This window comes from Anaerolineaceae bacterium oral taxon 439, from assembly GCA_001717545.1.
In the GTDB taxonomy this organism is placed as follows: Bacteria; Chloroflexota; Anaerolineae; order Anaerolineales; family Anaerolineaceae; genus Flexilinea.
Genome location: CP017039.1, coordinates 778,320 through 800,811, shown reverse-complemented (window position 1 = coordinate 800,811; position 22,492 = coordinate 778,320). Strand labels below are relative to the sequence as shown.

General features: G+C 58.4%; 18 protein-coding genes and 1 tRNA gene. 4 read left to right on the top strand and 15 right to left on the bottom strand.

The window, feature by feature from the left end:
* Nucleotides 1-46 precede the first annotated feature (46 nt).
* Nucleotides 47-334, bottom strand: a complete 288-nt coding sequence (locus BEQ56_03700; protein ID AOH42658.1) for a hypothetical protein — start codon at nucleotides 332-334, stop codon at nucleotides 47-49.
* Between BEQ56_03700 and BEQ56_03695 the strand changes: the two genes are divergently transcribed.
* Nucleotides 315-818: a hypothetical protein gene (locus BEQ56_03695; protein AOH42657.1), complete on the top strand. Its 504-nt coding sequence runs from the start codon at nucleotides 315-317 to the stop codon at nucleotides 816-818. The two genes, BEQ56_03700 and BEQ56_03695, sit on opposite strands and share 20 nt — an antisense overlap.
* Before the next feature lie 295 nt (nucleotides 819-1,113).
* Here the strand turns inward: BEQ56_03695 and BEQ56_03690 are convergent, their stop codons facing one another.
* The 6 genes from BEQ56_03690 to BEQ56_03665 form a co-directional block, all read right to left on the bottom strand.
* Entirely contained in the window at nucleotides 1,114-2,715 is a 1,602-nt protein-coding gene (locus BEQ56_03690; protein ID AOH42656.1) for a hypothetical protein, read from the bottom strand.
* Nucleotides 2,716-2,772: 57 nt separating this feature from the next.
* Nucleotides 2,773-3,909, bottom strand: a complete 1,137-nt coding sequence (locus BEQ56_03685; protein AOH42655.1) for a hypothetical protein — start codon at nucleotides 3,907-3,909, stop codon at nucleotides 2,773-2,775.
* A complete protein-coding gene (locus BEQ56_03680) occupies nucleotides 3,906-5,285 on the bottom strand; it encodes a hypothetical protein (GenBank protein ID AOH42654.1) in 1,380 nt (459 codons plus the stop codon). Before BEQ56_03680 ends, BEQ56_03685 begins: the two co-directional genes overlap by 4 nt.
* Before the next feature lie 8 nt (nucleotides 5,286-5,293).
* Nucleotides 5,294-6,271 carry a nucleotide sugar epimerase gene (locus BEQ56_03675; GenBank protein AOH42653.1) on the bottom strand — a complete coding sequence of 326 codons (978 nt, stop codon included), beginning with the start codon at nucleotides 6,269-6,271 and terminating at the stop codon, nucleotides 5,294-5,296.
* Complete coding sequence (locus BEQ56_03670) at nucleotides 6,268-7,533, bottom strand: UDP-N-acetyl-D-glucosamine dehydrogenase (GenBank protein AOH44388.1); 1,266 nt, start codon at nucleotides 7,531-7,533, stop codon at nucleotides 6,268-6,270. Before BEQ56_03670 ends, BEQ56_03675 begins: the two co-directional genes overlap by 4 nt.
* Nucleotides 7,534-7,615: 82 nt before the next feature.
* Nucleotides 7,616-8,788 (bottom strand): N-acetylglucosamine-6-phosphate deacetylase, encoded by a 1,173-nt coding sequence (locus BEQ56_03665; protein ID AOH42652.1) that lies wholly within the window; start codon nucleotides 8,786-8,788, stop codon nucleotides 7,616-7,618.
* A 97-nt stretch (nucleotides 8,789-8,885) separates the two neighbouring features.
* On the opposite strand from BEQ56_03665, the gene BEQ56_03660 reads away from it, so the two are divergent.
* Nucleotides 8,886-8,958 (top strand) — tRNA-Met (locus BEQ56_03660).
* A 7-nt stretch (nucleotides 8,959-8,965) separates the two neighbouring features.
* On the opposite strand, the gene BEQ56_03655 is transcribed toward BEQ56_03660, so the two are convergent.
* The 5 genes from BEQ56_03655 to BEQ56_03635 all read right to left on the bottom strand — a co-directional run bounded on the left by BEQ56_03655 (nucleotide 8,966) and on the right by BEQ56_03635 (nucleotide 15,860).
* Nucleotides 8,966-9,634, bottom strand: a complete 669-nt coding sequence (locus BEQ56_03655; GenBank protein ID AOH42651.1) for a hypothetical protein — start codon at nucleotides 9,632-9,634, stop codon at nucleotides 8,966-8,968.
* On the bottom strand, nucleotides 9,621-10,706 hold the full coding sequence (locus tag BEQ56_03650) for a nucleoside triphosphate pyrophosphohydrolase (GenBank protein ID AOH42650.1): 1,086 nt from the start codon (nucleotides 10,704-10,706) through the stop codon (nucleotides 9,621-9,623). The genes BEQ56_03655 and BEQ56_03650 overlap by 14 nt, the downstream gene beginning before the upstream one ends.
* Nucleotides 10,703-11,404: a hypothetical protein gene (locus BEQ56_03645; protein ID AOH42649.1), complete on the bottom strand. Its 702-nt coding sequence runs from the start codon at nucleotides 11,402-11,404 to the stop codon at nucleotides 10,703-10,705. The genes BEQ56_03650 and BEQ56_03645 overlap by 4 nt, the downstream gene beginning before the upstream one ends.
* A gap of 230 nt (nucleotides 11,405-11,634) precedes the next feature.
* Nucleotides 11,635-13,794, bottom strand: a complete 2,160-nt coding sequence (locus BEQ56_03640) for an alpha-glucan phosphorylase (GenBank protein ID AOH42648.1) — start codon at nucleotides 13,792-13,794, stop codon at nucleotides 11,635-11,637.
* 170 nt (nucleotides 13,795-13,964) lie between these two features.
* Entirely contained in the window at nucleotides 13,965-15,860 is a 1,896-nt protein-coding gene (locus BEQ56_03635) for a copper-translocating P-type ATPase (protein AOH42647.1), read from the bottom strand.
* 171 nt (nucleotides 15,861-16,031) lie between these two features.
* Here BEQ56_03635 and BEQ56_03630 point away from each other — a divergent pair, with 171 nt between their 5' ends.
* Together BEQ56_03630 and BEQ56_03625 are read left to right on the top strand one after the other, a co-directional pair.
* Entirely contained in the window at nucleotides 16,032-16,583 is a 552-nt protein-coding gene (locus BEQ56_03630; GenBank protein ID AOH42646.1) for a TetR family transcriptional regulator, read from the top strand.
* A 156-nt stretch (nucleotides 16,584-16,739) separates the two neighbouring features.
* Nucleotides 16,740-18,059 (top strand): transcriptional regulator, encoded by a 1,320-nt coding sequence (locus BEQ56_03625; GenBank protein ID AOH42645.1) that lies wholly within the window; start codon nucleotides 16,740-16,742, stop codon nucleotides 18,057-18,059.
* Nucleotides 18,060-18,084: 25 nt separating this feature from the next.
* Here the strand turns inward: BEQ56_03625 and BEQ56_03620 are convergent, their stop codons facing one another.
* Genes BEQ56_03620 through BEQ56_03610 form a run of 3 tightly spaced genes read right to left on the bottom strand, consistent with a single transcriptional unit; the run spans nucleotide 18,085 to nucleotide 22,399 of the window.
* On the bottom strand, nucleotides 18,085-19,089 hold the full coding sequence (locus BEQ56_03620; GenBank protein AOH44387.1) for a hypothetical protein: 1,005 nt from the start codon (nucleotides 19,087-19,089) through the stop codon (nucleotides 18,085-18,087).
* Between the two features lies 1 nt (nucleotide 19,090).
* Nucleotides 19,091-20,563, bottom strand: coding sequence for a hypothetical protein (locus BEQ56_03615; GenBank protein AOH42644.1), 1,473 nt, complete (start codon nucleotides 20,561-20,563; stop codon nucleotides 19,091-19,093).
* Between the two features lie 39 nt (nucleotides 20,564-20,602).
* Nucleotides 20,603-22,399, bottom strand: coding sequence for a hypothetical protein (locus BEQ56_03610; GenBank protein AOH42643.1), 1,797 nt, complete (start codon nucleotides 22,397-22,399; stop codon nucleotides 20,603-20,605).
* Between the last annotated feature and the right edge of the window lie 93 nt (nucleotides 22,400-22,492).

Sequence of the window (22,492 nt, the reverse complement as noted above, 5' to 3'; positions counted from 1 at the left end):
TTTTCTCATCCTTAATTTATATAAGTCTTTGGTTAGCGTTAGCTAACTAAAGACAGTATAATCCCTTTCGCCGATCTGTCAAATTTGGTTTGTATAGACTAACATGACCCTGAAAACCGGGATCAGCTTCCGGCGCGTCCGCCGGCGCCGAATACCCGGCGGCGGTCATTCTTTCCAAACGCCGCCCGGTTGACGGGTATAATCTACCTGAAAGGGCGAAGTCTTTCGTCCGGGAACCAGAAAAAGACGCGGCGTCCGCCGGAAAGAGGCACCATTTGAATTTACAAACTTTTTTCTCCGTATCCCAGGCTTTCGTGATCAGCGCGGCGGTCATCTTTTTCCTCCGCGTGATCGACATGTCGATTGATACTATGCGCATGCTCTTCGTGATCCGCGGCAAGCGGATTATCGTCTGGATTTTAGGCGCGTCGCAGTCGACCGTCTTCTTTCTCGCCGTATCGCAGGCGCTCCGCGGCGAAGCCAATATCCTGACGACGCTCGGCTATGCGTTCGGCTTCGCGACCGGAAACGTGATCGGAATGATGATCGAGGAACGGTTGGCGATCGGATTCCAGCGCGTCACGATCACGATCCCGCATGACGACGGGAAAATGGCGGATGCGCTCCGGAAAGCCGGCTATGGCGTGACCGAAGTCAAGGCATACGGGCGCGACGGCGAAGTCACAATGCTGCATGTCAACTGCAAGCGCAAGCAGGTCGACGACGTCGAATCGATCGTTTTCAGCAACGATAAAAAGGCCTTCCTGACCATCGACGACTTTTTCCCGGTCCGCCAGACTGGATTCTGGCGAAAGTAGGCCGCGCGGCGGGATCCGTCCATATTTTCCATCGTTGAATCAATCGGCTTGCCAGGCAGGACGAAACTCCTGTTCAGGCATTACGAAACTCATCAAGAGCCAAAATTATCGTTTTTTTTCGCTATCATAGAAATCAATCAGACGCGGTTCGAATTAGGGGGCGTCCGAACCGCCGCGCAGCCCTGATCCGGATCAACTGTCAACACCGCATCAACACTGCGCACCGAATGAATCAACCGCTGCGGCCCAGCGTCGCAGCGGTTGATTGCGCTTGATAAGGCCGCGCTCGAACGGCTTATTTCCGGACTTCCGCGTCCTTTTCGGTCCGGCGCGCGGCAAGCCGCGCCCGAATCGGGCGGATCAGGCCGGTCGCGAAAATGGGCCCCGAAGCGACGAAAATATAAACGACCGTGCGCCAGAACGGGAAACGTCGGATCGCGTCGCCGGAATAGCGCGAATAGTACCATTGCGAAAAGAAAACGACGAAAACCGCCTCGATCGCAACCCAGCGCGCCAGCCAGGCGTCCCGCGTCCGCAGCGCGAAATCGACGCCCCAGGCGCAATAATACGCGATCAGCGGCAAAAAGATCAGCCGGTAACGCGGATTGTCCCACTGGTCCCCGCCGGCGCGGATCGAACTCGCCAGGATCCAGCCCGCAAGAAAAAGCGCCCCAACGGTCATCGTCGTCCGCTTCTCCCGATCCTCGATCCTCCGCGTCGAGAACAGCGCGTAAAACAGCACGGCGACAATCAGGTACCAGCCGGCAGCTCGGAAGATCCCGACCGCCTTCCAGTACGGCGTCGTCGGCTGATAAAACAGGATCGCCGGAAGGACCGGCTGCGTCAGGCCGTACACGCCCAGGAAAAGCGTCCGAAACTGGCCGCCAACCTCGCCAACGACCTTTTCGACCCAACCCGACTGATTTTCCGTCGTATGAAGATCAAAATGAATATACGTTTCAATCAACCCGCCGGTCGTCAGCAGCGCCGCCGTCCCGCCGACGGCGATCACGAGGATCCCGACCGTCAGCCATGCTTTCGATCGCGGGATCAGGAACTCCGCCCAGACCCAGACCGCGCCGCAGATCAACGCTGCGCCGACAACGAACAGCGACAGCGGAATCATCGCCACGACGCATCCGGCAAAAACGAGCGCAGACCGCAGCAGATTCTCGCGCATCGTGAACATCGCCCAGACCGCAATCGCGATCAGGCCGATCAGGAACGGCTCGCGCATCGGCGCGCCGGCGTAAACGATCGCGTCGGGATAAAAAACGAAAATCAGCGACGCGATCAGCGCCACCCGCCCGCCGGCGCGCCGCTCGATCGCCGTCCTTAAAAACGGAACGCCGATCGCCGTCGCCCAGGCCCCCAACAGGATCACCAGCGCGAAACGCCATGCGTCCGGGGAGAGCAGCCGGTAAATCCAGATCGTCAGAGCGGCGATCCCGCCGTACTGATCGTTATGATAAACGTGGGTAAACGTTTCGCTGAGCGGAATCGAATTCCTCGGGTCGACCGCAAGGAGCCGCGCCTCCGTATCGCGCCGCCAGGCGTCGTCGAAAAGATAGCCGTTTTGCTGCTGCGGCTCGTCAGGATACCCGTATACCGGGAGAAGGTTCTCCGTCGCCAGTCCAAACCCCAGCCGAAGCGCAAACGCAAGAATCATCAACGCGCCGGTCGAAGCGCGGCGGTCGAGACGGAGAAACGCGATCGCTCCGACGAAGCAGGTCGGCAGCGCCAGCGCCAGCGCCGCGAGAAATCCCCGCGCGAAATCGCCGGGCGAAGCGAATCCGATCGCCAGCGAAGCCGCCGTCGCCGTCGCCGCGGCCGTAAGATACGTACCCACGCGAAATTTCCGGGAAACCGCCGTTGAGTTGGAAGAGGATCGATTCATAGATTTTTCTCGCTTTCTTGGATGATATATCGCGCGGTCAACCTTACGGACGGAAGATCACGGAAGCGCAGCCAGGATCCGCCGCGCGCGCGACTCCCAGCTCAGATCCTGAACCTTTGCAAACGCGGCTTCCGCGAGCGCCTCCCCCAGAGCCTCGTCGTCCAGCAGCCGTTTAAGCGCCGCGCGCCAGGACTCCCGCTCCTCCGGTTCGCAAAAACGCGCCGAACGATCGTCGAGGACCTCGCGGAGAACCGGCAAATCCGACGTCACAATCGGCCTCCGCGCCGCCATGTACTCGAACATCTTCATCGGGGAGCAGATCGCGGCGGAATTCCCCCCGCTGCTTCCCGCGATCGCCCGTCCATACGGCATCAGCAGAATATCCGAAGCCGCCTGTGCCAGCGGCAAATCGCGCTTCGGGATAAAGCCGGTAAAACGGACGTTGGAGAGCCCGCGCGCGGCCGCCGTTTCCCGATAAGCGCGGACGCTCTCCGCCGTTCCCCCGAACCAGTAAAAATCCGCTTCAGGGAAATCGGCCGCCAGGTCGAGGAAAAGCGGAACCCCGCGCCCGGCGTACAAATGACCCGAGCAGCTGATCACTTTCCGGTCGGGCGGGAACCCCATCCTCCGCCTGGCTTCGCCCTTCGGCGGGAGCGCGCTGTAATCCTGAAGATTGATCCCGTTCGGCGCGACGACGCTTTCCGCTTCCGCCAGCGTCGGGAACCGTTCACGGAAACGCGCTTCGAGCGCGTGCGTAATAAAAACCAGCAGCTTCGGCCGGCCCGACGCGATAAACCGTCGCGTCCAGAACGCCCCGAACCGCCCGGACGGCAGGTCATGCGCCTCATAAATCACCGGAACGCGGGAGAACGGCCGCCGGACCGCGATCGCCGCCAGCTGCAGCGTCCAGGTATAAATCGCGTCCGGACGCGTCCGCGCTCCGGATATCAGCGCCCGGGCGCAGAAATCCAGCCGCCGCAACGCCCGGACCGACGGGACGGCGGAAATCGGGAACGCGGCGCAATGCAGCCCATACTGCGCCCGGATCGCGTCAAAATCGGGCGTCGCCGTCCCGGGAAAAGCCAGCGTCAGTTCGTGGCCCGCGTCCGCCAGCCCCTGACAGGCCATCAGAACCTGAATCGAGTTGGCGGTTTCAGACGGAATCCTCGACGTAGCGCTTACGGCGAGCCTCATGATAAGCCTCCGTCCATTCCGTTCCGTTCCGGCGCGCTGAAACGTTCGGCGCGGTTCAGCGTCCTCAGTCCCACCCAGGTCATCCACAGGACCGTCCCGGCCAGATACGCCGACAGGATCGCCGCTTCCGCCGGATACGCCGCGTTCGGGACCAGCGTCAGCGTCAGGATCACCTTCAGCCCCATCCCAGCCAGACTGATCCACATGGCGGTATCCGCCTTCTCAAACGACAGCAGCAGCGTCCGATTCCAGAACAGCACGTTCGCGACCCCATACCCGATCATCAGGATCAGAATCAGCGCGTAACTCGGAAGAAACTCGGCGGAGAAAACCTGAAAACTCAGCCCGAAAAAAGCGACCGGCTGAAAAAGGAGCCGCCTCCCCAACGCGACCAGCCCGATCAGGCATGCGCCCGTCCAGGCGGCCGAAACGGTCGTCGCGTTCGTCAGGAGCCGCTTCACGTCCCGCCATTTCCGTTCGCCGATCAGCCGGACCATGGCGGGATACGTCGTATCGATGAATGGATTAATCGGGAGCAGGACCATATTGATAATCGTCATCGCCGTCTTATAATAGCCGGCGTAAAGCGGCGACAGGAGCGCCCCGATCCAGAGAACCTCGCCGTCGCGGGCGATCAGGTTGATCGTGTTCGAGACGTTCGTCGAAAAGGTAAAGCGGAGAATTTCGCGCTTCTCGCCCAGGAGCGACAGCGGCGCGCGGAACCAGTCCGCCCCGAGCCTCCGCGGCAGCAGCTTCAGCATGAAAACGACCGGCGCGACGCAGAGCAGGACCTTCCCGATCAGGTACGCCGTCAGGATTCCGGTCAGCCCGAACCCGCGGTTCCCGGAAATCAGGACGAACGCCAGAACGACGCCGTTCTGGAGCAGGTTGATCCAGGCGATCGAACGGTACTCGCCGAAAATCCGGAGGACCCCGTTCGCCGTCTCGATACACCCGCCGGCCAAAATCGACAGCCCATACAGGATCACCTGATTCGACAGCGTCGGATCCTCAAGGAAAAGCTCCGCTCCGAACTTCGCCGAGATCATCAGGACCAGAAACGCGAACAGCGACGTCCCCGCCTCCAGTCCCGCCGCGAACTTAATCAGCGCGCCCGTCTTCCGGGTCTCGCCCCTGGCGTAGGGATCGCCGGCGAAATGCACCACCATTTCGTTCATTCGGAACGAAAAAAATTTATTAATATTGGTAACGTAGCTCGTGATAATCCCGAGGACGCCGTAAGCGTACGCGCCGAGAAGACGCGTAATATAGACCGTCAGGAAAACGCTGATCAGGTTGCTTAAAATCAGGTAACCTGAATTCTTCAGGACGTTCAGGAACGGAGCGTTTTCATACCGGCCGAAAAACCGTCGCATCGCAATCGTTAAACCCGAATATGCTTCAGGATTTCCCGTTCCCGAAGGTACCAGTCGACCGTCCGTTTCAGGCCCTCGTCAAGGTTCACCTCCGGCTCCCAGCCCAGCTCGCGGCGCGCCTTCGAAATATCGGCGAGATTCGCCGCCATGTCGGCGCGTTCGGACGGTCCCCGCTCGATCACGGCCCGCTTCCCGATCAGCGCCTCCAGCCTTGCAATCAGCGCATTCATCGATATCGATTCGTGACCGCCTAAGTTGAAGACCTGGTACCCGACCGGTTCCAGCCCCAGAATCGTTCCCGCCGCGATATCGTCGACGAAAGTAAATCCGCGCGTCTGCCGTCCGTCGCCGTTAAGCTTCAGCGGCATTCCCTCCGAAATCCATTTTACAAAACGGAAAATCGCCATGTCGGGGCGTCCCTTCGGACCGTACACAGTAAAAAATCGGAACACGGTGACGTCGATCCCATACAGGTAGTGATACGCGTAGGCCATCATCTCCGCGCCCTTCTTCGTCACGGCGTAAGGCTGAAGCGGATGGTTCGTGTCGGCGGTCTCCGGCGTCGGATACGGCGCCTCGGCCCCATATACCGACGACGTCGACGCCTGAATAAACTTGGGGACCGAGTACTTCCGCGCCGATTCGAGCAGGTTTACGTTCCCCTTCATATTCGAGTCGAGGAAAATCCAGGGATTTTCAACGCTCCGCCGAACGCCGGGAATCCCGGCGAGATTAATGATCGCGTCGGTCTGATTCGCGGCGAAATACGTTTCGAGCAGCGGCAAATCGGTAATATCCCCATAAAGAAAGCGGAAATTCGCCCGTTTTTCGATCGCCGATAACCGGTACCGCTTCATCTCCGGATCGTACGTATCGTTCAGGTTATCGATCCCGGTTACGTTATACCCTCGATCCAGCAGCATCGCGCTCAGTCTCGCACCGATAAACCCGGCGGCGCCGGTCACAAAAATATTCTTCCCGTTCATAAGCGAACAACCTTCGAATTTCCTTTACCGTCCTCGCCCAGGAAATTACGCGTGTCGACGATAAGCTTCGCGTCGCGGAGGATCCGCGCCCGATCGAAGACGCGATGATCCGTCAGGATCACGACGCAATCGGCGTCCGCCATCGCGGCGGAAGGATCGTCGAGCGAAAAATGCGTCCGGTTATCCAGGCGGAAGGAGGGGACGTACGGATCGTAATATTCGACCTCCGCCCCCTTTCCGATCAGGAGATGAATTACGTCGAGCGCCGGACTTTCGCGCATGTCGTCGATATTCGCCTTATACGCGACGCCCATAACCAGAATTTTCGCGCCGTTCAGGCTCTTTCGATCCCGGTTCAGCGCGTCCTGAATCAGGCCGACCGTATACCGCGGCATGTTGGTATTGATCTCCGACGCCAGCTCGATAAAGCGCGTGTTATAGTGCATCGACTTCATCTTCCAGGACAGGTAATGCGGATCGACCGGAATACAATGCCCGCCCAGCCCCGGGCCGGGCGTAAACCTCATGAAACCGAACGGCTTCGTCGCCGCCGCGTCGATGACTTCCCAAACGTCCAGTTCGAGCCGGTCGCAAATCTGCGCCAGCTCGTTAACATAAGCGATATTGACCATGCGGAACGTGTTTTCGTGCAGCTTCGCCATTTCGGCGACCTCCGGCGACGAAACCGGAACGATCCGGTCGATCGCCCGCCCGTACCAGAGCTTCGCGATCTCGGTGCAGCGCGCCGTCATGCCGCCGATCACCTTTGGCGTCGTCTTCGTCGAATAATCGCTCCGGCCGGGATCGATCCGCTCCGGGGAGAAAATCAGGAAGAAATCTTCGCCGACGACCCAGTCGCGCCCGCCTGAAATCCTCGGCAGGATCAATTCGCGCGTCGTTCCCGGGTACGTCGACGACTCGAACGTAATCGCCATTCCGGGATGCAGGTAGGGGGCGATCTGGTCGGCGGCATCGATAATAAACGATAAATCCGGATCGCCGGTATTGCGAAGCGGCGTCGGAACGCAGATCGTCACCAGATCAATCTCATGCAGCCGGGCGAAATCTCCGCTCGCGCGAAGCTTTCCCGCGCCGACGAGCCTCGCAACCGCTTCCGACGGGACGTCGGGAATATAGCTTTCGCCGCGATTGACGCTGGCTTCCTTTTCCGGATTGATTTCCAGCCCGGTTACGTCGAACCCGGCTTCGGCGAAAACGATCGCCAGCGGAAGTCCGACGTAACCCAGACCAATGATCGCCATCTTCGCCCGGTTTTCGGCGATCTTTTTTTTCAACCGCTCAAACTGAGAAACGGATTGCGATGAATTCAACAGAGACCGCTCCTTATCGTTCGTAGACGACCTGCCCGTCGATAATCGTATGCGTGACGTCGAATTCGTCGGTCATCAGGACCAGATCGGCAAGCTTGCCTTTTTCGATACTGCCCGTTTCGCCGGAAACGCCGATTTTAATCGCGGCGTTCAGGCTCGAACAGCGCCAGATCTCGTCCAGCGACGCGCCGGTATTGGCGGAGAAATTCCTGAGCGCCCGATCCATCGTCAGCGCCGAACCGGCGAGATTCCCGCCCGGAAGCCGTAAATTCGTCCCATTTTCAGAGACCGTGACGTTGACCGTGTCGGTAAACGGGTACGACCCGTCCGGAAGCCCCGACGGCCGGATACAGTCCGTAATCAGGATAATTCCACGGCTCCCCTTCGCGCGATAGGCTAAATTCTGCGCCGCCGGATGCGAATGCACGTTGTCGCAGATCATCTCCACCGTATAATCGTCGAGCGTCAGCGCGCCGCCGATCGTCCCCGGCTCGCGATGGCTGAACGCCTTCATGCCGTTGAACAGGTGCGTCACGAGGGAAAAACCGTGCTTCGCCGCCTCGACCAGGTGGACATAATTCGAATCGGTATGGCCCGCGGAAACGGTAATTCCTTCGGACGCGAAAATATCGCCGGCGGCGAGGTTCTCCGGATACTCGGGCGCCATCGCGATCAACCGGATTTTCCCGGCGCGGATAAAATCGCGGACCTCCTTCGGGTCGGCGCGGCGAATGCTGTCCGGATCCTGCGCCCCCGCCTTCGCAAGGTTAAAATACGGGCCTTCGAGATGGACCCCGAAAACCTTCGCCCCTTTCCCGCGCTCCCCGATCATCGACGTCGCCGCCTCGATCGCGGCGACCGTCGGTTTATACCGGGCCGTGAGCGTCGTCGGTAAGAACCCGGTAACGCCGTGCTGAGCGTTGCGTTCGGCGATCGCGCGGAGACGGACCGGATCCGCGTCCATCGTGCAATACCCTAACCCGCCGTGGGTATGGATATCGATAAAGCCGGGAAGGAGCGCCTTCCCACCGGCGTCGATCGTCCGATCGGCCGCCGCGGCCAGCTCAGCGCTCGGCTGACCCTTGCTGAATGAAAAGATTTTTTTATCCTCGGCGAGTAACCAGCCGGTAAAAACAGGGTGCAGCGGAGTATAAATCCGCGCATTCGTAATTAAAAGTTTATTCATCGGTGAAATCTCCTTAGAACGACGATACGTCAATATTAATCGACGAACAGCCTCAGGGTTTATTTTCTCATAAATTCAATTATAATAGAGAACCGTGGGGCCTGTAGCTCAGCGGTTAGAGCAGGGGGCTCATAACCTCTTGGTCGCTGGTTCGAATCCTGCCAGGCCCACTTCTTCTTAATGAACGGACCGTCTCCGTATCAGCAGCACCCAGCCCCAAATCAGCGACAATCCCGCCGCCGTCATCATTCCTCGAAAAAACCACTTTATCGCCGCCGCGTCCAGTCCAAAAAAACGGACGGTCTCGATCTCGATCGGCTTCGAAACGCGGACCCATCGGTCGATCGCGCCGGACGAATCGAGCGCTGTCCGATCCGGATCAAAAAAAAGCGCGGTCAGCGTCCATTCGCCTGTCAGGCGGGATTCGTTCGGCCAGGCCCATATCCGGACGTGCGCGTTTCCCTGAAACGGTTCGGACCGAACCGGGAAAAACGCCGTTCCGTCCATGACCTCCGCGCCGGCGAACGCAGTCTCGCTGACCAGGCGCGTTTCCAGCCCAGGAATCTCGCCCGGATCCTCCGCCGACAGCGTAAAATCGAGATGGCTTTCCGATCCGGCGAGGAGCCGAAGCGGACGCTCGATCGATACGTCGATTTCGGGGAGCCGAACCGCCGCGGAGAGACCCGCGATTTCGGCCTGGACCGCCGGGATCCGCTGCTGTATCGTTTCGCGCCGTTCGACGATTTCCGAGCTGAAGCGGAACGCGACGGCGAGAGCTGAAAAAAGGAACGCCGCGATCCATGGGACAATATGAAGGGGGATGCGAATCCGGTCAGCCTTCTTCACAGGCTTTCCGCTCTTCCCAGAGCGCGTCCATTTCCGCGAGCGTCAGGTCAAAAACGGTCTTTCCCTGCGCCTCCGCCCGCTTTTCAATATAACGGAACCGGTCGTAAAAGCGGCGGTTCGTCGAACGCAGCGCCGTTTCCGGATCGATCTTCAGCCGCCGGGCCAGGTTGACCAGCGTAAACAGGATATCGCCGAATTCCGCGCTCCGCGCTTCGTCCGTCGCGGCCGCCTTAAATTCAGCGATCTCCTCCGCGAGCTTATCCCAGACGCCGTCGACCGAATCCCAGTCGAACCCGGCGCGCGCGGCCCGTTTCTGATACCCGAACGCCATCGACAGCGCCGGCATCGCGATCGAAATTCCGTCGAGAAGCCCCTGCCGTTTCCGCTTCTTTTCCCGTTCCGCTTTTTTCAGCTTTTCCCAACGATCGACAACCTCGTCCGACGTCAGCGTTTCCTGCCGGTTAAAAATATGCTGATGGCGGAAGATCATTTTCTCGCTGATCCCGTCGATGACGTCCCCCATCGTGAACTCGCCGTCCGCGGCCGCCATCTGCGCCTGCATGACGACATGCAGCAGGATATCGCCGAGTTCCTCGCGGATCATTTCCAGATCGAGACGGTCGAGACCGTCGATCAGTTCGTACGCCTCCTGAAGGAAATCGTCCCGGATCGACTGATGCGTCTGCTCCCGGTCCCAGGGGCAGCCGCCCGGCGAACGCAGCGTCGCGACAATGTCCTGAAAATTCTCAAACCCGTGATTAGCGGGAAGCGGCGGAATATCGACCGCGGCGCAGCTCTCAAGCAAAATCGCGCTGTCAGCCAAACCGTCGACCGTCGTTCCGCCCATCGCCACGCCGTCCTCATCCAGGAATTTCAGCGGATGATCGCCCGGGTATTCCGTTTTCAAGATCCCGGCTAAGCGCGCCGCGTCCTTCGGAGCGCGTATCCAAACTGTTATCGTCGGCGGTACGGGGAGATGATACGCGTCGCTTAGTTTTCTCCAATCCAGAACGATGATCCCCGTCGGCATCGAATCCATAAAAGTCATGATTTTATCTCGTTTCATTTTCATTGAAAATCGTTGCGGTCCCAACGGTCGATAAATCCGACGAAATCCGGAAGGACCCGGTAAACCTCCGGATCGCTGAGGATCTCCGCGCGGTTCAGGATCGGATTAATCGCGAAGATCCGCCCCATCCCGGCCGCTTTCGCCGCGGTAATCCCCGCCAGAGTGTCCTCGGCGACAACACACTCCGCCGGCGTCAGTCCCAATCGTTTCGCTGCGATCCGGTAAATATCGGGTTCGGGTTTTCCCGGGAACGTCCCGTTGTCGAAAACGATCTCTTCGGGACCCGCGAACCAGCGACCCAGCCCGAAATCGGAAAAGTAAAATTCAACGTTCGTAATCTCCGAAGCGGTCGCGATCGTAAACGGGATTCTCCGCTCGCGAAGCCCGTCCAGCGTCTCAGTTACCCCCGGATAAAAAACGATCCGCCGCGCCGGATCCTCGCGCATGACCTCCCGATAAAGCGCTTCTTTCCGCGTCAGCATCGCATACTCGCGTTCCGGCGTAATTCCCGGGAAATAGAATTGCAGGATAACGCTGTTCGTGTTCCCCAGGATCCGCGCCTCATATTCGCCCTCGGCCATTTCGCGCTTCATGAAGACCGGGAATAAACGCCGCCAGACTTCCCGCTGAATCAGCGTATCGTCGATCAGCGTCCCATTAAAATCGAATACCATTCCCTTCGGCCTGAATTCAGCTTCCATTCGCAGCATTCCCCTTAAAATCGTTATCCGTCCTCTTTATAAAATACAAAACCGTTCCCGCGAAAAAGAATCCGGAAAGAAAATGACAACGGCGGCCGCGATCGCCGAAGCCTGCCACGATCCGGACCAACGAGGCTTCCCAATTCCGGATAATCGAAAACCCGACATACTAAAAAAGAAGAAGAGAGCGGCGCTCTCCTCTTCGCATGAAAAACATCCTTCGTCCAGGCTTATTGCTGCTCTGAAATCGACGGCAGGTACATCCGGTTCGCATACTCGCTGACCATCCGGCGCATCGAAAATTCAGGAGACAGCGTTCGGATCGCGTTCTTCACCATCGTCATCCATCCGGCCGGGATCCCGTTTTCATCCCGGTTCTCGTAGAACATCGGGACGATCTTGTCTTCCAGCGTCTCGTACAGGCTCAGCGCGTCGACCTCATCCTGACGTTCGTTCGAATCAAACGTCGCGTCCGTGCCGATCGCCCAGCCGTTACTTCCGTTGTAGCCCTCGTGCCACCAGCCGTCGAGGATCGAGAAGTTCAGCCCGCCGTTCATCGCCGCCTTCATCCCGGACGTTCCCGACGCCTCGTTCGGACGCCGCGGCGTATTCATCCATACGTCGACGCCCTGAACCAGGTGCCGCGCGATATCCATATCATAGTTTTCGACGAAAACCATGCGCCCGCCCATACGATGATCCTTGATCGCCCGGTAAATCTGCTGGACGATGAGCTTTCCCGGCTCGTCGGCGGGATGCGCCTTGCCGGAAAAAATAATCTGAATCGGGCAATGAACATCATTAATCAATCGCAGCAGCCGTTCATAATCGCGTAAGATCAGGTTCCCGCGCTTATACGTCGGGAACCGGCGCGCGAATCCGATCGTCAGCGCGTCAGAATCGAGAAGAACGCCGGCGGCCAGCGTCTGGATGGGATGGATCGATCCCGCGAGCCACTGCGCCCGGGCGCGGTCGTTAACAAACCGGGCCAGCTTGCGTTTCTGGTGCCGCTTGACGGCCCAGAGTTCCTCGTTCGGGATTTCGTCAACCTTCGCCCAGACGTCAGGATGATCCGGATTCTCGCGCCATTCTTTCCCTAAATATTTATCAAAGAGCAGCCCCATCCGCCGCGATGTCCAGCTGAACGTATGGACGCCGTTCGTGATCGAGGTAATCGGAACCTCCTCGACGCGCTTGTCCTTCCATAAGAAATGCCACATGGATCGGGAGACCTCGCCATGAAGCTCGGAAACGCCGTTCGAGCGTTCGGAGAGTTTGAGCGCTAAAATCGGCATCGTGAACTGATCGCCGTACGGACTGGCTTCGCGCGCCAGATCGATAAACTTATCGCGGCTCAGCTCCAGTTCCGCCCAGTATTGATTAAAGTATTTTTCAATCAACCAGACCGGGAACTTGTCGTTCCCTGCCGGGACCGGCGTATGCGTCGTGAAAACGTTGCCCTTGCGGACGAGTTCGACGGCTTCGTCGAAGCTCTTCCCGCCCTTAACGTACTCGCGGCAGCGTTCCAGCGCCAGGAACGCCGCATGGCCTTCGTTCATATGCCAGACGGTCGGGTTGTACCCAAGCCTGCGCAGCAGCCGCACGCCGCCGATCCCGAGAAGAATCTCCTGCGAAATCCGCGTTTCCAGGTCCGACGTATATAGCTTTGCGGTCAGCTGCCGGTCGTACGGCGAGTTTTCATCGATCGACGTGTCGAGAAGATAAAGCGGAACCCGCCCGACCTGCATCATCCAGGCGCGCGCGTAAATATCGCGGCCCGGGAGCGAAACGGAAACGATAATGTTCTTCCCCTTTTCGTCCGTCAGCGGGATCATCGGCAGACTCGAGAAATCGAGATGAAAATTCGACGTCTCCTGCCAGCCGTCCTCGGTAATTTTCTGGACGAAATAGCCCTCGTTGTAAATAAACCCGATCGCGACCAGCGGCAGTCCCATATCGCTGGATTCCTTCAGGTGGTCCCCCGCTAAAATCCCCAGCCCGCCGGCATACGCCGGAATCGATTCATGCAGCCCGAATTCAAACGAGAAGTAGCTGATCGTTTTGTCCTGGATATTCGGATAATGCGTCGCGAACCAGGTATCTTTCCGGGTCATATACGCGTCGAAGGCAGCGAGCACAGCGTCGTAAGCTGCGATAAATTCTTTATCGTTGGCTTTCTGGTTGAAAACGGCGCGCGACGTCCGTTTCAGCATCTCGATCGGACTATGCGTCACCGAATTCCAGATAACCGGATCGATCTGCTTGAACAGGTCGACCGCGTCCGGATTCCATGCCCACCACAGGTTATAGGCTAAATCGTTCAGTCGCTCGATTCGCTTCGGAAGAGCCGCCGCTACCGGCATGTCCTTATTAAATTTCGCTAAGCTCATTTCTTTCCCTTGCCCTTTTTTATTGAATTTTCATCCCCGAATACTATCGTCTATGAGAAATGACATAAGTCAAAATAATGATAAACGATTCCGCCCGGCTCTGTAAGAAATAGTACGTTTTCAGGGACATTCGCGTTAAAAAGACAGAGCTCTCACCCGCCGAAGAATCCTTATTCAAATTTTCGATCGTAAAGCAGCGCCGCGATCAATACGACGAAGCAGGAGCCCGCGTTATGCACCAGCGCGCCGGTCGTCGGCGTCAGAACGCCCAGAACCGATAACGTCACCGCGAACAGGTTAATCCCCATCGATAAAGCGATACTCGCCCGGATCGTTCTGAGGGTCGCGTCGGAAAGCCGTTTCAGGTACGGGAGCCGGGAAATATCGTCGCGCATTAAAACGATATCGGCTGCGCCGACCGCGATATCGCTTCCCAACCCGCCCATCGCGACCCCGACGGCGGCCGTTTTCAACGCGGGCGCGTCGTTTACGCCGTCCCCAACCATGCACACAAGCCGGCCTTTCTCCTGAAGCGCGAGAATCCATTCAACCTTTTCTTCCGGAAGCAGCTGCGCTTCGACCCGCTCGATCCCGGCCTGAGCGGCGAAATAATCGGCGGTCTGCTGATGGTCCCCGGTCAGCAGCACGACCTCGGTCCCCATCTCGCGAAGCGCGGCGATGATGTCCCCGACTTCAGGGCGGAGCGTGTCGGACATCGCCAGCACCCCGACGCACGCTTCGCCTTCTCCCACCAGAATCGGCGCTTTCCCCTGAAGCCGGAGCGCGGCAACCGTTTCGCGGACCCCACTGTCCAGTTCAACGCCGCTCCCGGTCAGGAAGTCTTCGCTTCCGCAGAGCAGTTCCCTCCCCTGAACCGTCGCGGCGATCCCGCGCCCGGGGATCATATGGAATGCTTCGGAATCCGAAATCCGGACCCCCGAACTGCGTGCAGAAGCGCTGATCGCCTTCGCCAGCGGGTGCTCGCTTTTCGCTTCGGCGGAAGCGGCGAGCGAAAGCAGCTCCATCTCGTCGAGCGCGGGATCAAACGAAATGACGTCGCTGACCTCCAGCCGGCCGTACGTCAGCGTTCCCGTTTTATCGAACGCGACCGTATCCGCCTTCCCCATCCGTTCCAGCGCTTCCCCGAATTTGATAATGACGCCGTGCCGGGTCGCCTGCCCGATCGCGGCCATAATCGCGGTCGGCGTCGCGAGGACCAGCGCGCAGGGACAGAAAACGACCAGAACGGTCACGGCGCGAACGATATCGCGCGTCATCACGCCAGCCAGAATCGCGATCAGGAGAGCGGCGGGAACGAGCCAGCTCGCGGCGATATCCGCCGCCCGCGCCATCGGCGCTTTTTTATCCTCCGCCTCCCGGACCATCCGGATCAGCTTTTGCAGCGAACTATCCTCCCCAACCCGCGTCGCCCGGAGATCGATCGAACCGAAACAATTCATCGTACCGCTGTACGCCTCGTCTCCGGCGCGCTTATCCACGGGGAGCGATTCCCCGGTCATGACCGACTGATCGATCGAAGTTTCGCCGCGAACAATGACGCCGTCGACCGGAACCGTCTCGCCGGGAAGAACCCGCAGTGTATCCTGGATCCGAACCTCCCCAACCGGGATCATCTCCTCTTTCCCGTTCGCGATCCGTCGACCCTGCGCCGGGGCGAGCGAAATCAGCTTCTTCAGGCCCTTCTTAGCGCGCTCGACGGTCCGTTCTTCCAGAATCGCGCCGACCGCCATGATAAAGGCGACCTCCCCCGCCGCGAACAGGTCGCCGATCGCGATTGCGGCGAACATAGCGATCGAGATTAATAACGCCGACGAGATTTTCCCGATCCCGGAATGATGAATCATGCGCCACACGGCCAGGTATACGAGCGGCGTGCCGCTGATCAGGACGGTCACCCACCCCGGATCGAACGGAAACGCGATCCAAGGAACCTCGGTAATACCGAATTCCGTTGCCAGATGCGGAATGAGATCCATCAGGAGAAAAACCCCGGCGGCGATCGTCGCGGGAAGACCCGCTAAAAAGTCGCTGATCCTTTTAATCATGATCCTGCCTCGCTTCGTTTGACGCCGACGAAAATCAGCGTACAATCCATTCAATACAGAACATTCTGTTCGATTGGGATTTTACCAGGCGGGGGATTTTTTTCAAGAATCAAAAAAATCCCGAATGTCAGATATTGAACAATTCGCATCATCTGTACCGAAAGGCGGACCATGGACAGGCGGCAAATCAAAACCCGCGACGCAATCTTTAAAGCCCTCAGCAGCCTGCTGGAGAAGAAACGCTACGAGAATATCACGGTTCAGGAAATTATCGACGCCGCCAATATCGGCCGCAGCACCTTTTATGCGCATTTCGAAACCAAAGACGAGCTGCTGCGATCGATGTGCACCGATATTTTTCACCACATCTTCAACGAGGACCTCACCCAGGAAGCGGATCACGATTATTCCGCGGGAAGCGGGAGCGTCGATCTGAAGCTGACCCATCTCCTGTATCACCTGAAAGCGCACCGGAACGACCTGAACGGGATCCTGCATGGCGAAAGCGGCGACCTGTTCATGAAATACTTCCGGGAATATCTGAACGAACTGTTCTCCCGGTACCGGGACGATTTCAAAACCGACGTCCCGTCCGGCTACCTCCTGCGCCACCTGGTCTGGAGCTTCGCCGAAACGGTCAAATGGTGGCTGGCAGAAAATACGAGATACACGCCGGAGGAAGTCGCCGGATTCTACTTAACCGTCGTAAATCGAAAGAAATAAACCTCACCTTGCGCTGACTGAGAAGAAATCACAACAAACCGCGTTTACTTTTACAATTCATTGCCGGCGCCAATAGAACATGAATATTCACTCTCTGAGAGACGTAAAGTGAATATTCGGCGTATAATTTCAGAAAACAGATCAGGGAGTTTTCCTATGGATTTTGAAACAGAACGCGTCGAATTCAAGCTGACAGGTACTGACGAAATATATAAAGAAGTCATCGCTTTCGCAAATACAGACGGCGGGACAATCTATATCGGGATCGACGACAAGGGAAACGTTATTGGAGTGGATCAAATTGATGAAACATATACACGTCTCGCCAACGGTATCAGGGACGCGATCCAGCCAGACGTAACGATTTTCATTAAATATGCAGTGCTGGAAAACAGGGTCATCCGAATCGCCGTCGGGGAGGGGGCTTCCAAACCATACTATCTCAGGAAGAAGGGCCTGAAACCATCAGGCGTTTTCGTCCGCCAGGGAACCTCCTCCGTCCAGGCTTCGCAGGATCAGATCCGACGGTTAATAAAGGAAACGGACGGAGACAATTTTGAAGCGATGCGTTCTTTGGATCAGGACCTGACCTTCCATGAAGCGAAAAAAACTTTCGAAAAATACGGCGTCGCGTTCGATCGAACGAAATACGCTGCCCTCGGGATTCAGAACGTGGATGATTCGCTTTTCACAAACCTTGCGTGGCTTCTTTCCGATCAATGCCAGCATACGACAAAAGTGGCCGTTTTTGGAGATGACGGCAAAACGATCTTCAAAGATAATAAAGAGTTTAGCGGCTCCATTTTTAATCAGATGGAGAAGACGTTTCAATATTTAGCGCTCAACAACCGTACGATCTCGACTTTTCAGGGCTTAGAACGGATTGAAAAACAGGATTATCCGGAGGAAGCCATCCGGGAGGCGTTGCTAAACGCGCTGATTCATCGCGATTACAGCTTCAGTGGCAGCATCATCATTAACATTAACGATTCTGAAATCGAGTTTATTTCAATCGGCGGCCTTTTGCAGGGACTTTCTACGGAGGATATCAAAAGCGGTATTTCGCAGCCGAGAAATCATCGCCTTGCAGAGGTTTTTCATCGCCTCCGGCTTATCGAATCCTACGGGACAGGAATCCGTAAAATATGGAGCTTATATTCCGGATACGTTATGCAGCCCAAAATTGAAGTCACGCCCAACACTTTCAAAATCATCCTGCCGAACAGGAATACCAACCCGGAAAAGGCCCCAGAACCAAAAGCAGAAAAAGAGCCCAGGAAAAGCGCAGCACAGTTGCAAAACGTGATCAATTATCTCGAGCGCAACGGAGAAGCTACGGAAACCGAAATTCAGGAATTGCTAAATGTAAAACGCACCCGCAGTTATCTGCTGATGCGCCATCTTCAGGAAGCAGGACTCGTCACGGTCCAGGGGCGTGGCGCCAGGAAGCGATATTCCATCTGCATGCCGCAATAGATTTCCTCTGCCTGCCCCTCCGGGATCAGGCGCTGATCGCGAACGCAGTCCTGAATTCGCCGACGACACGGTCGTTATCGTTCCGCAGCTCGACCGGATCCAACGCTTCCAGCCCGCGGATCGTCGCTTCGTCGGCGGCGTCCAGATCGGTCAGGACCTGCCGAATGACGTGACCCCAGACCTTCGAGCTGCCGGACGTCATTTTGAACGCCAGCCCCATGCGCTGCCGTTTCAGGCCGAGGCCGTAAACGCCCGCCGCTCCGCCTTTGGCGACCAGGTTCGGATCGCCGTTGAGAAGCGTGCAGAAACGCCCGTAACCGCTGATCATGTACGGGTACTGATGCATTCGCGGAACGAAACGCGAAGCCGCTTCCGCCAGCGAACCGTCGCGGATCCGATCCGGCGCGGCCAGATTCCTGAACGCCGTCGCGAAGCTCGCGACCGGAATTCCGAAGACCGGAACGCCGCAGCCGTCCACGCCGATCCCGATCCGCTCCGGATCCGTTTCGCTGACGATCGAGACCGCGCGCAGGATTTCCCGCTGCGCCGCCGCTTCCGGCCTCCAGTAGTCCTCGATCGCCCCGCCCAGCGCCCGCTGGAGGAGCAGGATCCCGGCATGTTTTCCGGCGCAGTTATGATTGAATTTCCGCGGTGGATCCCCGGCCAAACGCTGCGCGAAGGCCGCGTCCGGGTCGGCAGGGACCGTCGGCTTCATAATCAGGTCGCTTTCGCTGAAACCGGTTTTGACGAAAATCGATTCCAGCGCCGCAATCAGGTGCGGCTGGCCGCTATGCGACGCGGCGAAAATCGTCGATTCTTCGGGCGTCAGCCCATACGCTTCGTCCAGCCGCCGCTGAATAACCGGAAGCGCCTGAATCGGCTTGGCGGACGAGCGCATGTAAACGACGGACCGCGGATCGCCGACAGAAAAGACGACCTTTCCCGCTTCGTCGACAAGAGCCAGACAGCCCATGTGAACATTATCCAGAATATCGCCGCGATACTCGTATACCAGCGGCTCATGACGGATTTCAGGCCTGTTCATTCGGTTGAATACTCCTTACAGATTTATTTCTCGACGGATCAACGAAAAAACTCAACGTCATCACCGCCGCCGTCAGCAGCGTAATCCCAGCGCCGATCCAAAGCGCGCGGAAATAAACCGGATCAGCGCGATTCGCGACGATCTTAATTGACAGATCGGTCACGGTCACAGGGAACGCCCGGACCGCTTCCCCGACCCGCCAGGCGCGCGCCTCGGCGAAAAGCTCGCCCGCGCCGATCGCCGCCAGCAGCGCGGAGACCCCAGACCATACCTTCGCGCCGCGCCCCTCCGTTCCCGCTTCCGGCCCATGCGCTCGAAGCGCCTCGACCATAAAAAACAGGAACGGCAGGATCAGGAAACGCGAGCTGACCCGTTCCCCGGAAAAAAGCGGGACCGGGAGCGCCCTGAACAGCGCGTACACGTTCCCGACCGCCAGAAAGCTCATCCCCACAATCGGGATCAATATCCGCGGGAACCGCCGCGCCCGAACGAGCTCGCCCGCGCGCAGCACCGTCAGGGTCAGCAACAGCGCCGCCAGCGCGAACCCGATATACATGTCATACTCCCACCAGCCGAGCGTCCCGCCGGTGACGGTACGGTCGAGCGCGTCCGCCGGCGCAACGTGAATCAGGAAGGCCCGGACCAACTGCCGGAGGGATCGGTAACCGCCAAGAAAATCGTCGTCGAAGCCGTCGAGCTGAATCGCGACCGGGAGGATCCGAACCGCCGACAGTCCGACCGAGCAGACGCCGGCTGAAAAAATCGCTTTCCATCGCGCCCAATCCGGACCGCGCCGCGTCCAGAACGTCAGCACGGCCGCGCAAAGGAAGAGCAGGCACCAGACAAATTGATGAAACGAGCCCTGCAGGAAGATCGCGAACAGCAGCACGCCCATCTTCAGCGGCCAGCCCCGTGGCGGTTCGCCTTCCTCGTAAAGCTCATACACCCAAAGCATGAACCAGCTGAACAGCAGCGTCCCGCCCCAGGTCGCGTGCCCGACCGCGACATGCGAAAGCAGATGACCATTCCCGTTATAAATCAGGAAAAGGACGGCGAAAGCCGCCGGCGAAAGCTTCAGCCGCCGCGACAGGCGAACCAGACCGATATACCCGGCCGCGTACAGGATCAGGAAATGCGCCAGGACAAATTCGCCGACGCTCAGCCATTTCATCAGGAACAGCTGCGGCGTAAAAAAGACGTCGGGAAGCGAAAAATAACGATCGGTGACCCCGCGCAGCGCGCTCGCGTCCGGCATGTGCAGCGGAAAAACGCCCTTCCGGAGCGCGTCCTGAACGAAAGCCAGCCGCGGCGCGTTGACCTCCGCCCAATCATGGAAATCGAACGGGATATCGCCGCCGTTAAGGAAGAAAACCCAGAGCGCGCAGCCGAGAACGAACCATGCCCCATACCAGACGGCGTCGCGCGCGCCATGCGAAAAAAACCGTCGATCGCGTCTCATGCCAGAATTATATCAGCCCGCCCCGGACGCCGCCGGGAATCAATCCTCCGTAAAAGGCTCGCGTTCCGGGACCACGCCCCATTTTTCCCAGCGGTCGTACCCCGTTCGCGTCGTCGGAACCTGAAAAATCGGATTCAGAAGGTACGTCGCGTCGTTATAACTGATCGGGCTCAGGATCGCCGCCTCGCGGATCAGGATTTTTTCGCTCCGCGCGTAAAGCTCCGCCCGACGCGCCGGGTCTCGCTCGGACGCCGCCGAATCGAGAAGCTCCGCGTACGCCGTATACAGCGGATCCGCGTCCAACGGTTCCGCGCAGCCCTCCATCGGCCAATCGGTCGAAGGCTGGTAATACCCGCCGGGACAAAGGAATACGTCCGCAGTAAAGTTATTCGCGTCGAGATAATCCTGGTTCCAGGCAGTCCGGTAAATATGGTGCCGGCCTTCCTTCCGGACATCCTTGAAAACGCCCCAGTCGCTGTTCTCCAGGACGACGTTAATCCCCAGCGCGCCGCGCCACATCTCCGCTAAAACCTGCCCCCGGATCTGATGCAAATCGCTGGAGCTGTAATAATACGTCAGCGTCAGCTCGCCCGGCTCGATACCCTTTTCCGCGCAATAATCGTCGATCAGCGCCTTCGCCCGCGATACGTCGGTCTCCGCGCCGAATTCGTCCGCCGTCCCGGGGTCCGGCGCGCCGATCGCGCTCGGATGAATCCAGTACCGCGCCGGCGTTCCCGATTTCAGCGCCGCCGCAACCGCCGCCCGGTCGATCGCCAGCGACAGCGCCCGGCGGACGCGGACGTCGTCCGTCGGAGGCAGCAGATGATTGAATAAAACCGCCTCCGTCCCGACGTTCAGCGGCTTCCCGACCAGCGCGTCCGCATAGCAGGGATCGCTCTCCAGCCGATCGTAGTCTGAATATCCGACGATCGCGTAATCGAGATTCCCCGCTTCATATTCGGCGATCGCGCTCGTCTCGCTGATCATCAACATCGTCACTTCATCGATCCGCGCCGATGGGATCGCTTCGCTCGCCGGCCAGAACGGGTTCCGGATCAGCGTCAGTTCGGCGTCATGCGTCCAGGATTTCAGCGTAAACGGCCCATAGCCCTGGAACGCGTCCGTTTCCGCCCAGCGGTCGCCGTATGCCTCCGTGCAGTCGTCCCCTTCGATCAGCCATCCCGGTTCCGCACGGAACATCCACAGACTCAGGATATTCAGCGTGTACGGCGAAGCGCTGACGAGATCGACGGTCAGCGTCCGTTCGTCGATCGCCCGGATCCCAACCGCGCCGAAGTCCGGATTCGACCCATCGTTATACGCCGCCGCCCCGGCGACAACCTTATTCAGCAGGAACGCGAACGGAGCCGCCGTCTCCGGCCGGAGCGTCCGCTCGATCCCATAGACGAAATCCGCCGAGGTCACGAACCTCGCCGCCCCGCGGCAGTCGACAACCCGCTCGACCGCGCCGCGCTCCGAATCATACCGGACCCAGGGAACGTCCGTCCGCAGGTAAAACGTTACCGTATTGCCAGTCTCGCTGATTTCGTATCGCTCCGCAATTCCGGGATCGAGCTTCAGCGTCTCCTCGTTCATCCGCAGCAGCCCAACCGTCAGCTCGTCGACGAGCTGAATCCCGTATGGCTCCTCAACCAGCGACGGATCGATCGACGGAATATCGCCGCCCGGAAACGACGTCCGAAAAACGATCGGGCGCGCGGAAACGCGGACAGATGCCGATAAAAATGACAGCGCCGCTGTCAGAACGACGGCAGCCTTCAGGCTGAACCGGACTCTTCGCATATGAAACGTCCCTTCATGAACGATAAAATCCACCCCCGGCGAAAAAAGCGCCGCAAAAAAGCTTCCCCTATTATAGAAATAAAGCCACGATTGTCAACTCTGCCTTTTCGAAGGTTGACAATCTTA